This is a genomic window from Williamsia sp. M5A3_1d, assembly GCF_053345315.1.
Map to the genome: position 1 here is coordinate 218,549 of NZ_JBKEZX010000001.1, position 12,464 is coordinate 231,012.

At 68.5% G+C, this 12,464-nt stretch carries 13 protein-coding genes; 5 read left to right on the plus strand and 8 right to left on the minus strand.

Annotated features, from left to right (window positions below):
• The first annotated feature begins 102 nt into the window (after positions 1 to 102).
• Together ACLBW1_RS01125 and ACLBW1_RS01130 are read left to right on the plus strand one after the other, a co-directional pair.
• Positions 103 to 972: an alpha/beta fold hydrolase gene (locus ACLBW1_RS01125; protein ID WP_447809576.1), complete on the plus strand. Its 870-nt coding sequence runs from the start codon at positions 103 to 105 to the stop codon at positions 970 to 972.
• A gap of 74 nt (positions 973 to 1,046) precedes the next feature.
• Entirely contained in the window at positions 1,047 to 1,526 is a 480-nt protein-coding gene (locus ACLBW1_RS01130) for a DUF2231 domain-containing protein (protein ID WP_447809578.1), read from the plus strand.
• 107 nt (positions 1,527 to 1,633) lie between these two features.
• Here the strand turns inward: ACLBW1_RS01130 and ACLBW1_RS01135 are convergent, their stop codons facing one another.
• Both ACLBW1_RS01135 and ACLBW1_RS01140 read right to left on the minus strand, forming a co-directional pair.
• Positions 1,634 to 2,962, minus strand: coding sequence for an alpha-hydroxy-acid oxidizing protein (locus ACLBW1_RS01135; protein ID WP_447809580.1), 1,329 nt, complete (start codon positions 2,960 to 2,962; stop codon positions 1,634 to 1,636).
• Positions 2,959 to 3,555 carry a DinB family protein gene (locus ACLBW1_RS01140; RefSeq protein ID WP_447809581.1) on the minus strand — a complete coding sequence of 199 codons (597 nt, stop codon included), beginning with the start codon at positions 3,553 to 3,555 and terminating at the stop codon, positions 2,959 to 2,961. Before ACLBW1_RS01140 ends, ACLBW1_RS01135 begins: the two co-directional genes overlap by 4 nt.
• Positions 3,556 to 3,605: 50 nt before the next feature.
• Here ACLBW1_RS01140 and ACLBW1_RS01145 point away from each other — a divergent pair, with 50 nt between their 5' ends.
• Complete coding sequence (locus ACLBW1_RS01145) at positions 3,606 to 4,268, plus strand: YoaK family protein (protein ID WP_447809582.1); 663 nt, start codon at positions 3,606 to 3,608, stop codon at positions 4,266 to 4,268.
• Between the two features lie 250 nt (positions 4,269 to 4,518).
• On the opposite strand, the gene ACLBW1_RS01150 is transcribed toward ACLBW1_RS01145, so the two are convergent.
• Genes ACLBW1_RS01150 through ACLBW1_RS01165 form a run of 4 tightly spaced genes read right to left on the minus strand, consistent with a single transcriptional unit; the run spans position 4,519 to position 8,055 of the window.
• On the minus strand, positions 4,519 to 5,133 hold the full coding sequence (locus tag ACLBW1_RS01150) for a response regulator (RefSeq protein ID WP_447809583.1): 615 nt from the start codon (positions 5,131 to 5,133) through the stop codon (positions 4,519 to 4,521).
• Entirely contained in the window at positions 5,130 to 6,371 is a 1,242-nt protein-coding gene (locus tag ACLBW1_RS01155) for a sensor histidine kinase (protein ID WP_447809585.1), read from the minus strand. Before ACLBW1_RS01155 ends, ACLBW1_RS01150 begins: the two co-directional genes overlap by 4 nt.
• Positions 6,362 to 7,144 carry an ABC transporter permease gene (locus ACLBW1_RS01160; RefSeq protein WP_447809586.1) on the minus strand — a complete coding sequence of 261 codons (783 nt, stop codon included), beginning with the start codon at positions 7,142 to 7,144 and terminating at the stop codon, positions 6,362 to 6,364. Before ACLBW1_RS01160 ends, ACLBW1_RS01155 begins: the two co-directional genes overlap by 10 nt.
• Positions 7,144 to 8,055, minus strand: coding sequence for an ABC transporter ATP-binding protein (locus ACLBW1_RS01165; RefSeq protein WP_447809587.1), 912 nt, complete (start codon positions 8,053 to 8,055; stop codon positions 7,144 to 7,146). The genes ACLBW1_RS01160 and ACLBW1_RS01165 overlap by 1 nt, the downstream gene beginning before the upstream one ends.
• Positions 8,056 to 8,391: 336 nt before the next feature.
• On the opposite strand from ACLBW1_RS01165, the gene ACLBW1_RS01170 reads away from it, so the two are divergent.
• Positions 8,392 to 9,579: a sensor domain-containing phosphodiesterase gene (locus ACLBW1_RS01170; protein WP_447809588.1), complete on the plus strand. Its 1,188-nt coding sequence runs from the start codon at positions 8,392 to 8,394 to the stop codon at positions 9,577 to 9,579.
• A gap of 5 nt (positions 9,580 to 9,584) precedes the next feature.
• Here ACLBW1_RS01170 and ACLBW1_RS01175 read toward each other — a convergent pair whose 3' ends face one another.
• Positions 9,585 to 10,208, minus strand: a complete 624-nt coding sequence (locus ACLBW1_RS01175) for a LysE/ArgO family amino acid transporter (RefSeq protein ID WP_447809589.1) — start codon at positions 10,206 to 10,208, stop codon at positions 9,585 to 9,587.
• Positions 10,209 to 10,278: 70 nt separating this feature from the next.
• On the opposite strand from ACLBW1_RS01175, the gene ACLBW1_RS01180 reads away from it, so the two are divergent.
• Positions 10,279 to 11,184, plus strand: a complete 906-nt coding sequence (locus ACLBW1_RS01180; protein WP_447809590.1) for a LysR family transcriptional regulator ArgP — start codon at positions 10,279 to 10,281, stop codon at positions 11,182 to 11,184.
• On the opposite strand, the gene ACLBW1_RS01185 is transcribed toward ACLBW1_RS01180, so the two are convergent.
• Complete coding sequence (locus ACLBW1_RS01185; RefSeq protein WP_447809592.1) at positions 11,122 to 12,303, minus strand: hypothetical protein; 1,182 nt, start codon at positions 12,301 to 12,303, stop codon at positions 11,122 to 11,124. The two genes, ACLBW1_RS01180 and ACLBW1_RS01185, sit on opposite strands and share 63 nt — an antisense overlap.
• Between the last annotated feature and the right edge of the window lie 161 nt (positions 12,304 to 12,464).

The window sequence follows — 12,464 nt, forward strand, 5'->3', positions numbered from 1 at the left end:
TGGTGGGTGTGTCGACGGTGTTGACCCGTGCGGGTTCGCGAACTCATCGGTCGCGACCCGAAACCGCTCCCCACCTGCGTCGGGGCTTGTAGCGTCGGTCCTGTGAGAGAGTCCATCGAATTCATCGACTCCCGGCGGCACGCACTTCCCGTGTACCGGTGGGCGCCCGAGGCGCAGCCACGCGCGATCGTGATGATCGTCCACGGCATGGGCGAACACGTCCTCCGTTACGAGCATGTGGCCTCGGCGCTCACCGGCGCAGGCTTCGCCGTCTACGGGTACGACCAACGCGGCCACGGTGCCGGGATCGGCGATGGTGTGCCCGGCGAGATCGGGGAGTCGGGATGGGAGGCTCTCGTCGCCGACATCGCCGAGGTGGCCGAGTGGATCCGTGAGCGCGAACCCGGGTTGCCGGTCGGCGTGTTCGCGCACAGCATGGGGTCGTTCGCGACCCAGCAGGTGCTGCCCGGACACAGCGATGCGTTCGATGCCGTCGCCCTGTCGGGCACCGCGGCGCTCGACATCCTCGAACCCGCCCTCGACCTCGACGCGCCCCTGGACCTCGCAGTGTTCAACGCGCCGTTCGAGCCGCGCACCGGATTCGAATGGCTCAGCCGCGACGAGGCCGCGGTCGACGCCTACGTCGCAGATCCGTTGTGCGGCTTCGGAATCGACGGTGACGCGAGCCGGGCGATGTTCGTCGGCGCCCGTCCGCTCGCCGATCGGTCGGTGCTGTCGCGGATGCGGTCGGATCTACCGCTGTACATCGCCGTCGGCGATCAGGACCCGGTGAACGGTGGGCTCGCGTTGTCCACCCCCCTCGTCGAGCGCCTTGGTGACGCAGGGGTGGAGGACGTGACCACGCACGTGTACCCCGGCGCCCGGCACGAGATCGTGAACGAGACCAACCGGGCGGAGGTCATCGGCGATCTCGTCGAGTGGTTGCGCGACAGGCTGATCCGGACGTCGTAGGTGGGGTCGTCGACGGCGGATGCGCTGATCGGAGATCGACGCCCTGGGCCCTTCGCGGCTCCTATGCTGGAGCGATGGACACCATCAACGGCATCCCGGCCCATCCGCTGTTCGTGCATCTCACCGTGGTGGCGATCCCGCTGGCCGCGATCCTCGGCATCCTCGCGGTGGTGTGGCCGGCGGCGCGGCGCAGGATCGGGGTCATCGCGCCGATCGTCGGGTTGGTCGCGGTGATCATGACACCGCTGACCACCAGTGCCGGTGAGTCACTCGAGAAGAAGGTCGGCCCCAACGAGTACCTCGCCGATCACACCGAACTCGGCGACAAGATGATCATCGTCGTCGCACCGCTGTTCGTGTTCATCGTCGTCCACTGGGCGCTCAACAGCGACTGGGTCATGGGCAAGGTCGCCTCGAGGGTGTCGATACCCGCTCGCGCGGTGACGATCTCGTCGATCGTCTCGGCCGTGATCGTCGTCGGTTTCGCCATCGCCGCGATCGTGATGGTGTATCTCGTGGGCGAGAGTGGCGCCCGTTCAGTCTGGTTGGGATAGCCAGCGCCGCACCTTCGCGGCGGACGGTGCTGAGATCGTCCCCGTGAGGGTCCACCGAGGGCACATTGCCGTCGAGCGTGTCCCTCGGGGACGATCTCGGCAAGCTGTCAGCGACGACCGATGTGGCGCAGAGCGTCCGGGGTCAGCGAGGTGACGTCGGTGTGTCCTGACAGTCCCAGCGTGAGATCGAGTTCGGCGATGATGTTCGCGACGGCGTCGCGGGCACCGTCGCGACCGTTGATCGCGAGACCGTACATGTGCGGGCGCCCGATGCAGACCGCGTCGGCACCGAGAGCAAGTGCCTTGAACACGTCGGATCCGGTGTAGACACCGGAGTCGATGAGAACCTTGGACCGCCCGTCGACGGCCGCCACCACCTCGGGTAGCGCGTGCAGTGAGCTGATCGAGCCATCGACCTGGCGGCCGCCGTGGTTGGAGACGATGATGCCGTCGATCCCCATCTCCACCGCCTTACGCGCATCGTCGGGGTGCAGGATTCCTTTCAGCACCACGGGAAGCGAGGTGCGCTTCTGCAGCCCCGCGATGTCATCCCAGGTGAGCGACGGGCGTGAGTAGATGTCGAGGAAGGTCTGCACCGACTGCTTCGGCACCGGCGAGGTGAGGTTCTTCAGGAAGGGCCCCGGCAGGTGACGAGCCATCGAGAACAGGGTCGACACGGCCGCACGCGTGAGCTCCACCTTCGGCCCCGGATCAGCTGACGGATTCGCGATACGCGCGGCGACGATGTCGCGGAACCGCGGATCCGAGGTGTACTGCGCGATGCCCTCGGCACGCGCGAACGGCAGTGACCCGATGTTCAGATCCTGCGGGCGCCACCCCAACATGGTGGTGTCGAGGGTGACGACGATGGCCTCGGCACCCATCTTCTCGGCGCGTCGCACGAGGGAGTCGACGAGCGCGTCGTCGGTGGACCAGTAGAGCTGGAACCAACGGGGAGCGCCCGGGGTGACGGCCTCCATCGCCGCCGCGGTGTCCTCCATCGGTGAACAGCCCTGGTTGGAGAAGATGTAGGGAACGCCGAGTTCGGCTGCGGCGGTGCCGATGTGGATGTCAGAATCGGGGTGGGCGAGTTCACCGGCCCCGACCGGCGAGAACAGCACCGGTGCGGGCAGGGTGGTGCCGAAGAGGTCGATCGACAGATCGCGCCGGGAGACGTCGCGCAGGACGCGGGGCACGATCGCCCAGTCGTCGAAGGCCGCGCGATTGGCTCGCATCGTCGCGCCCTCCCCCGCTCCGCCTCCGATGTAGGCCCACGCTCGCGGCCCCATCGCGCGCTTCGCGCGGCGTTCCAGTTCGGCGAAATCGGCAGGCACCGAGGGGGTGTGGCCGAACACGCCGGCCGAGTAGATGGCGTTCTGGCGGGCGCGACCCGGCGATGGCGTCGCCGCGGTCGGGCGTTCGATCTGATCGGTCATGATCTCCCTTTCACGGCGTCGGCCACGCTCTGTAGCCGAGCCACGTACTCGTTCCGGGCGCGCTGATCCGGCTGCGTCAGGTTGTCGATCGTCTCGTACATGCCTGCGGCTCCGTCGATCGTCTCGCGGAGGATGTCCATCTGCCCGACGTGCCGCGCCGTCTCGGTGATCATGTGCACCAGCACAAGGCCGAGCGTGACGTCACGCTTCTCCGGTGGCCACCACGGCACCGTCCCGGTGGTGGTGAGCGTCGACCGGTCGAAGGTCTCCTGCGCGTGCGCCCACGACCGTCGATACAGGGCGACGATGCCGTCCACGGATTCGTCGGCCGTCGCCCAGAGGTCGGCGTCGTCGTCGCTTCCACGCCACGGTGTGGCGATGTCCGTGGAGCGGCCGAAGGTGTCGCCGAAGTAGTCGAACTCGACCCCGGCCAGATGTTTGACGAGGCCCAACAGATTCGTGCCCGTCGGCGTCAACGGCCGCCGGACGTCGTGTTCGTCGACGCCCTCGAGCTTCCACAGCGCCGCGTCACGGAGGAGTTGTAGGCGAGCCTGCAACTGCCCAGCGAGCACAGCCAGCGCGTCGTCGCTCATGACTGCGAGCCTAATGCCGCAGCCCGGGCCGGCTGCCTAGGGTCGGGAGGGTGAACACGGTGCCGAGGCTGCCGGCGACGCTGATCGGGTGTCTGCTGAGTGCGGCGGCCGGGGCGCTCGACGTCGTCGTGTTCACCGGTCTCGGCCACGTGTTCGCGAGCGTCATCACCGGGAACGTGGTGGTGATCGGTGTGGGAATCGGTTCGGCCGACGCCACGGCGATGTCGCACGCGGCGGTGGCGGTCGTCGCCTACGCCGCCGGTGTCGCACTCGCCGCGGCCTACACCCGATCGACACGGTCCGCCGCACGCCGACTCGTGTGGCTGTACGGGGTCGAACTCGCGGCGTTGGTGTGCATGGCTGCGCTGTGGATCGCTGCGGACTCTCATCCCGAGGGCGCGAGCGGATACGGGGCGCTGGTGGCGGCCGCCGGCGCGATGGGGGTGCAGACCCGCGCGTTCACGCTCGTCGGTGTGCCGGGGTTGTCGAGCACGTACTTCACCGGCACCCTCACCGGACTGCTCACCGATCTCGTCGTCGACGGGCGGCTCAACCGATCCGCCGCTCTCGGGTTGCTGTCACTGCTCGCCGGCGCCTCGGCGTCGGGTGCGCTGGTGTCGCAACTCGCCGTCGCGGCACCCCTGCTCCCTACGGCACTCGTCGCCGCCGTGCTCATCCTCACCTTTCCGCAATCCCGTCGAGCGGGCAGGTAATCGCGTCGAGCGGGCACTTACCGCCATCGACCGTGCAGTTGTCCGCATCGAGCGGGCAGCTACCCGCGGCGGGTGAGCAGTCGCGCGCCCGTCCCTGGCCTTGTGCCCGATCGACGCAGGTAAGTGCCCGATCGCCGCGGGGAAGTGCCAGATCGCCGCGGGGAAGTGCCCGATCGACGAAGGTAAGTGCCCAATCGACGCAGGGAAGTGCACGGTCGACGCAGGTGAGTGCCCGATCGACGCGGGTGGATCAGAGAAGCCCGCGTTCGTAGGCGACACGGACCGCGGCGGCACGATCGCGGACGCCGAGCTTCGAATAGATGTGCAGCAGATGCGTTTTCACGGTCGCCTCGCTGATCACGAGGCCCTGTGCGACCGTGCGATTGGTCCCTCCGCCGGCGATGCGCGCCAGGACCTCGATCTCGCGATCGGTCAACTCCTCATGGTGGCGACGTGCCATCAGGCTCTGTGCTGCACTGGGCGCCAACACACTTCGTCCCGCCGCGGCATCGACGACGGCGGCGATCAGTTCGTCCCGTCCGAGTGCCTTCAGCAGATAGCCGTCGGCGCCGGCGTCGATCGCACCGGAGATGTCGCGATCGGTGTCGAAGGTGGTCAACACGAGGATCCGTGGCCGGGTGCGGTCCCGGCGCCGCAGTACCTCGATCGCGGGCACGCCGTCTCCGCCGGGCATCCGGAGGTCCATCAGCACCACGTCGGGATCGAGGTCGACGACCTGCGCGACGGCCTCGGGTCCCGACGACGCCGCACCGACGACCTCGATCCGTTCGTCACCGGCGAGCATGCCGGTCACGCCGTCGCGGACGATCGGGTGATCGTCGGCGATCACGAGGCGGATGGTCATGCCGGCACCACCGCGCTGACCAGGCATCCCTCGCCGACCTTGGTCGCGATGTCGACGGTGCCCCCCGACGAGGAGACCCGCTCACGCATCCCCCGCAGCCCGTTTCCTTCGCGTACACGTTGCGGGTCGAAGCCGTCGCCGTCGTCCTTGATGTCGAGCAGCACACCCTCCTCGGCGTAGGACAGGCAGACGTCGACCGCCCGTGCGTGTGCGTGCCGCGACACGTTCGACAGCGCCTCCTGACAGATCCGCAGCAGGTCCTGATCGGCGTCGGTGGGGACGGGGTCGCCGGCGACCTCGACGTGCGCGGCGAGCCGGTGCACGGTGGCCCAGGCGTTGACCAGTTCGGTGACCGCGACTGGAAGGGGTTGCGCGTCGAGCATCGGTGACCGCAGCGCGTACACCGCGCGCCGTGCCTCGCCGAGGCCGGATCGGGCGAGATCCTTGGCGGTGTCGACGCGACTCTCCCAGTCGGAACCGTCGATGGCCTCGAGCTGGCTCACGATGGCGACGAGATCCTGCGCGACGGTGTCGTGGATCTCCCGCGACAGTCGGGCACGCTCCTCGAGCACACCCTGTTCCCGGGCGCGCAACAGGAGTTGTTCCTGCAGTTCGACATTGCGCTGTTGCACCTGTTCGAGTTCGTGCACCGCGGCCTCGCGTCGGGCGACCTCCTCGTCGCGACGTGACCCCACCCAGCTGAACAGGATCACCAGACCGGTGTTGATCAGCACGAGAACGCAGAACGCCGGCCACGACCGCCCCAGTTGGTCGACGCCGCCGATCTGCGACACCGCCGCCAACACGGCGTTGGCGGTCATCGCGATCCAGAGACCGGCACCGGTGAACATCATGAGCGCGGTGAGGTACCCCATGAACGCGTAGATGCCGTAGAACGGGCTGAGCCAGATCAGCGCGGCGGTGAGCGCGAACTGCACGACCACGATCACCACGCGCAGCGGCCCCGACACCGCGCTTCGCCGCACCCACCCGCACTGCAGCGCGAAGGCGGCCACCGACAGGACGATGAGGGCGGCGAACGCATCGGTGTCGCCGGGCAGTCCGACGATCGCGCTGATCGCGAGCGACGCCAGGATGAGTCCACCGGGGATCACCGTCAGCCAGACCGGGGCGATGTCGAATCGCTGCCAGTTCAGCGGCTCCGGGGTGCGTTTCTGCCCACGCATGGGCCGATCCTGCCACGCCGCACGCGCCGGCATGCCCGAGCTCACTCCCATCGGAAGACCCGCACCGCGACCGCCGCGAGGACGACGGTCCACGCCGCGAGGACGCCGAGGTGCGCCACGCTCGGCCATCCACCGTCGATGGCGCTGCTCAGCGCACCGACCGCCGCCCCACTGGGGGTGCCGTCGGAGATGCCCCGCAGCCATCCCGGCATAGACGCGCGCGGGATCCACAATCCGGCGAAGAACTGCAGCGCGAAGAACAGCACGGTACCCACCGCGGCCGCGATCTTGTTGCTGCGGAACGCACTCGCGAGCACCATCCCGATCGACAGCATGGCCGCGACGGCGAAGGCGAGGGCCAGGACGAACCCGATCCCGTTGCGCGGGAGCGGTGCGCCGAACGCCGCGGGGACGCACACCATCGCCACCACCACGACGACCTCGACCACCAGGCACAGGATGACCTGGGCGGCCAGCAGTGCCGCGGGAGATGCCGGCGTGGTCCGCAGGCGGCGCAGGATCCCCATCTCGCGGTAGCGCGTCAGCACGTCGGGCAGGATCTGCACGCTCAACAGCACCGCCGAGAACATCACGAGAATCGGCTGGTAGGCCGTGAACCAGCTCGCCCCGTCGAGGCCGGCGACCGGCCGGGTGGTGGCGGGTATCGCGCCCAGCACGATCGACCCGATGAGCGGCAGGGCCGCGACCCACAGCACCAGTGCCGGGTTGCGGGTCATCAGTCGTGCCTCGGAGACGAGGATGCCGGGCAGCCCGTGCGGCAGCGCGAGGCGGGATGGTCGTGAAGCCGGCGTCGCGGTGGTCATCAGTGCAGGTCCTCTCCGTGGGTGACGAGTGAGACGAAAGCATCGTCGAGGGTGGGTTGTTCGACGCGGAGGTGCCCGGCGGACACCCCCTGTGCGCGCAGGGCGGCCAGCACGTCGGCGACCACATCGGCGTCACCGGTGACGCGCACGACCTCTCCGCGTGTCTCGGTGTCGGACACCGCGGACAGCGCGCGGATCGGGGCGAGGTCCACCCGGGCGGACGGGACGAAGGTCATCACCTGCGCTCCACCCGTACGGTCGGCGAGTTCGGCCGGGGTCCCGAGGGCGACGACACGCCCCGAGTCGATGACGGCGACCCGATCGCACAGGCGCTGAGCCTCTTCCATGAAATGCGACACCAGCAGCAGCGTGACGCCGGTCGTCCGCAGATCCTCGAGCAGCCCCCACACCTCGCGTCGCGCCTGTGGATCGAGGCCGGTGGTGAGTTCGTCGAGGATCGCGACGCGAGGGCGGCCGATGAGCGACAGTGCCACCGACAGTCGTTGCTTCTGCCCGCCGGACAGCCGGGAGAAGGCCACGTCGCGTTGCGGACCCAGGCCCAGCCGCTCGGTGAGTTCGGCGACGTCGAAAGGGTTGCGGTAGAAGCTCGCGTAGAGCGCGAGGGCCTCACCGACGCGGATCTTGTCGGGCAACAGCGATTCCTGCAGCTGGATCCCCAACACCTCACGGAGATCAGGGGATTCGTCTGCGGGGTCGTGTCCGGCGACCTCCACCACACCGCCGTCGCGTGTTCGCAGACCGCCGATGCACTCGACGCTCGTCGTCTTGCCCGCGCCGTTGGGTCCGAGGATCCCGAAGATCTCGCCCTCGGCCACCTCGAATCCGACATCGACGACACCGCGGCCACCGGGGTAGCCCTTGCTCAGATGTTCCACTCGGATGATTGCCATGTGATCAGCGTCGTCGGAACGCGGGCTCGCGACATCGACCGGTCGGCTACATCCCGATCAACCGATCGGTGGATGCACGGGTGATCGGCCCGCGGAGGATGGCGGATCGCATCTTCACGGCACCACAGCGTGTTTGGGCAGTGCGATAGGCTCTGATCACGACAGGCCTCGGGGGCGGTGCCGCGGTGGTGGGGGGAACTACCGACGCGATCAGCACCTCTCTTGCGATGCGACAACCCGATCCGACGTCTCCATCGTCGGATCGCAGACGGGGCGGGATGTTCGTTGGCGCCGATACGACGTGGGATCACTCACATACTCGACCACCCTTCGCGGGTGGCGCCGGTCTTCCAACCGATCGTCCGGCTCGACAACCGTGACGTCATCGGGTTCGAGGCGCTCGCACGGTGGCCGGAGTCACCCGGGGTGAACCCGGTCGAGGCGTTCGACGTCGCCCGCGCCCGGGGCGAGGTGGCCCGCCTGGACTGGTGGTGTCGACGGCGCGCTTTCGAGACCGCCGTGGTCGACGAGATGGATCGCAGTCAGTACCTGTTCGTGAACGTCGAACCGGACACCCTCGCCACACCGCCACCGTGGCAGGACGACCGGTTGCTCGCCGACGTCGCCGAGTCGGGTATCCAGATCGTCCTCGAACTGACCGAGCGCACCCTGCTCAGCGATCCGTCCAGCGTTCTGCGCACGGTGGAGCAGTCGCGGCGGTCGGGATACGGCATCGCACTCGACGACGTCGGTGCACGTGTCGACGGTCTCGCGCTGCTCGATGTCATCGCCCCCGACGTCGTCAAGTTCGATCGCGGCCTCACCCACATGGACGAGTCGACCATCGAGATCGCCCTCGCGATCACCATCGCCGGCGAATACGCCCGTCGTCACGATGTGGCGATCATCGCCGAGGGAATCGAGAGTTCCGCGCACGAGCGGTGCGCGGGGCAACTCGGTGCCACCCTCGGCCAGGGGTTCCGGTACGGGCGCCCCGGCCCGCTGTCGGAGGTCGCGCCGCTGATGGGGCCGCGGCCGCGACTCGTCGATCCCACCCGGGGACGCGTCGATCCCCTGCGCGCCATCGCCGACCGGGTGCCGACGGCGGTCGGTTCCCTGGCCGACGTTCTGTCGATGTGCGATGCGGTCGAGTCCGCCGCGCTGGCCGAGACCACCCCGGGTTGCGTGGTCGCCGCCCTGCAGGGTGCGCGGCACATCTCCGCGGAGATCGCGGCGCGATACCGGGATCTGGCGCGACGGCAACTTCTCGTCGGCCTCACCGGACCGGGGCTCGGTCGCGCACCGCAACCGGGTGTGCTGGGCCCCCTCACGCCGGACATGGCGCCCGACGACACCTTTGCCGTCGCCGTGATCGCCGCGGGTCACGCCGTCGCCGTCATCGCCACCGCGATCGGCGAACCGGGTCACCCGGGGTCGGGTGAGTACCGATGGTGCATCACCACCGACCGCACCGTGGTCGCCGAGATCGCGCGGTCGATCATCGTCGACCTCGCGCCGCGCTGAGGCATCTAGAGCGACGCGAGGAGCGTGGCCCCGACGGCCAGCATCACGACGGCGACGAACGCGTCGAGGAACTGCCAGGCACGCGGCCGGGTGAAGAGGGGCGCCAGTTTGCCCGCGGCGAACCCCAGGGCACAGAACCACAGGATGCTGGCCGCGCCCGCCCCGATCGCGAACGCCCACTTGCCGTCCGGGCCGTGACTGTTGGCGATCGCCCCGAGGGTCAGCACGGTGTCGAGGTAGACGTGCGGGTTGAGCCAGGTGAGGGCGAGGGCGGCACCGACCGCAGCCCACCGTGACCGGCTGCCCGGGCGCGCGGCGATCTCCCCGGTGGTCATGGCCGTCGGGGACAGGCTGCGGCGAGCTGCCATGAGCCCCAACACGATCACGTAGCCGGCGCCGAGGACGGTCGCGACAGTGACGATGCCCGGGTGACCGGAGACGACCGCCCCGAGCCCCACCACGCCGGCGAGGATCAGGATGAGATCGGAGACCGCGCACACCGCGACGACGGGGATGACATGGGTCCGTGCGACACCGTTGCGCAACACCATGACGTTCTGCGGGCCGATCGCGATGATCAGTCCGGCGCCGGTCGCGAGCCCGGTGAGTGCGATGGGCAATGGATTCATGCCGACGACGTTAAGGACCCACACAGCATCATTCCAGCGAATGTTTTTCACGAATCATTAGAATCACTTCATGATCACGAGTGACGGCCTGACGACTTTGGCCGCAGTGGTGCGCGAGGGCACCTTCGACGCCGCCGCACGCTCCCTGCACGTGACGCCATCCGCGGTCAGTCAACGGATCAAGGCGCTCGAGTCCGATGTGGGCCGGGTGGTGGTGCGGCGCAGCAAACCGTGCGTCGCGACCGCAGACGGCGAGGTGCTCCTCCGGCTCGCCAAGCAGTGGGATCTGTTGACCTCCAGTGCTTTCGCCGAGTTGACCGGCGCCACCGATGCCGAACCCGACGACCCGCGCGACCGACCGCGGGTGCACCTCCCGATCGCGAGCAACGCCGATTCACTCGCCATCTGGCTGCTGCCGGTGATCGTGGACATGCAGAACCGCTTCGACGTCGCCATCGAGGTGATGCGCGACGACGAGAGTCACAACACCGAGTACCTGCGGTCGGGACAGGTGCTGGGTGCCCTCACCTCGGATCCCACCCCCATCCGCGGTTGCACCGAGCGCCGACTGGGCGCGACGCGCTACCTCCCGGTGGCGAGCACCGACTTCGCCCGGCGCTGGTTCCCCGACGGGCTGAACGCACGGGATCTCGCGCGGGCACCGATGGTCGCGTTCGACCGCAAGGACACGATCATGGCCGCACTCATGCGCCGCCACACGCGGACACCGCTGTCGCCGCCCACCACCTACATCCCGGCGTCGACCGAGTACCACCGCGCCGTCGAACTCGGGGCCGGATGGGGCACGGTGCCGCAGGCGCAGATCGCCGACGCACTCGCCGACGGGACCGTCGTCGTGCTCTCCGACGACCACGTCGACATCGAGTTGTACTGGCAGTACTGGACGGTCAACTCACCGCTGGTCGCCGAACTGACCGACCTCATCGTCGCGGCCGGACGCGACTTCCTCGTGTGATCCCGACAGTTCTGCAAAGTCCACCAATTCGGGCAGTGCGGTCGACCCGGTACTCAGGACTCGCAGCCCGTCGGCGACGATCCAGACTGCACCGCGAACATCGACCGCAACAGACGGCTGGCTGACGAAGACCGGGATCGATTGCAGCGTCTCCCCCGTCGCGCCATCGAAGATGTTCAACATCCAGTACTGACGCGGGACCGGGTCCGCGTCACGGCCAGGCGCCGCCCACGTGCCCACGCAACCCGGGCGATCCGTGGGGTGCGTGACCGTCCACAGGTACCGACCTGCCGATCCGCCGCCAAAACGCATACTTGGCCAGTCGTGCACGGGCTCGGTCTGCAAATCGTCGTCGATCGCGTAGAGGCGACCTCCGACGATCAGCGAGGTCGGATTCCCACCCAGGACGGGCCTTTCCACCTCGCCCTCCTCACTCAAGCACGTCGGCCCGAAGATGGTCGCACCATTCAAGGACACTCGGACAAGCCGAAACACAGTGCGCAAGTCTTCATCCGAGAATGTCGTGACCACGGCGACGAGAAAGCCGTCGCGATCACCGACCGCACTGCTGACGTGCCCGTGTGGTCTCTCCACCAAGATTGACGGCCCATCCCACTCATGCAACATCCACGATCCGTCGGCTCTACAGGCGAGAAGACGGTCGCCTGAGACCGCGCCGGCCGACACCGCTCCGGGCTCCACCAATCGCGGCCGATCGCCTGGTGCACAACGGATGACACCGATGCTGCCGATCACCCAGCAGCCGCCGGGGGTCGCCAACACCTTCCGCCACGAGTACTCGACAGGTGCTGGCAGAAGGTGCTCGGTTGCGATCCGATCACCGTCGATCCGCATTGCCACCGGAAGCTCCCGGTCGAGCACCCACACCACGGTCCCATGGGCCGAAACGTCGCAGGGAATCACCAATGGGCGCGGCTGCTCCGGCGGCACGTCACCGAGATCGAACTCGACGAGCACGCCGACGGGCGCGTCGACCTCCTCCGATGAGTGCGCCGGGTCGCGATACAGCACGGCACGGTCGAAGAAGCGGGGAGCGGCGGCGAGGTCGACACCGAGCACACGCGAGGCCGTCGGCTCCCAGGACAGACCGCGTTTCATCGCAGCCCTGTATCTCCGGTGCACGAGGGTTATTCGAGTGATTCGCCCACGGACCGTCGGAGCTGCCCCGAAGTCATAAAGGCTCGCGAAGCGCCCGGAGAGCAGTACGCGGCCGGTCATCGGGCGGGTGCCTGTCCAATTCGCGGTCCACCCGTCTCCCC

Coding starts and splice junctions, on each gene's coding strand:
- ACLBW1_RS01155 (WP_447809585.1), bottom strand. CDS start 6,371: ATGGGAGTGAGCTCGGGCATGCCGGCGCGTGCGGCGTGGCAGGATCGG.
- ACLBW1_RS01150 (WP_447809583.1), bottom strand. CDS start 5,133: ATGACCATCCGCCTCGTGATCGCCGACGATCACCCGATCGTCCGCGAC.
- ACLBW1_RS01130 (WP_447809578.1), top strand. CDS start 1,047: ATGGACACCATCAACGGCATCCCGGCCCATCCGCTGTTCGTGCATCTC.
- ACLBW1_RS01180 (WP_447809590.1), top strand. CDS start 10,279: ATGATCACGAGTGACGGCCTGACGACTTTGGCCGCAGTGGTGCGCGAG.
- ACLBW1_RS01165 (WP_447809587.1), bottom strand. CDS start 8,055: ATGGCAATCATCCGAGTGGAACATCTGAGCAAGGGCTACCCCGGTGGC.
- ACLBW1_RS01135 (WP_447809580.1), bottom strand. CDS start 2,962: ATGACCGATCAGATCGAACGCCCGACCGCGGCGACGCCATCGCCGGGT.
- ACLBW1_RS01140 (WP_447809581.1), bottom strand. CDS start 3,555: ATGAGCGACGACGCGCTGGCTGTGCTCGCTGGGCAGTTGCAGGCTCGC.
- ACLBW1_RS01175 (WP_447809589.1), bottom strand. CDS start 10,208: ATGAATCCATTGCCCATCGCACTCACCGGGCTCGCGACCGGCGCCGGA.
- ACLBW1_RS01160 (WP_447809586.1), bottom strand. CDS start 7,144: ATGACCACCGCGACGCCGGCTTCACGACCATCCCGCCTCGCGCTGCCG.
- ACLBW1_RS01185 (WP_447809592.1), bottom strand. CDS start 12,303: ATGAAACGCGGTCTGTCCTGGGAGCCGACGGCCTCGCGTGTGCTCGGT.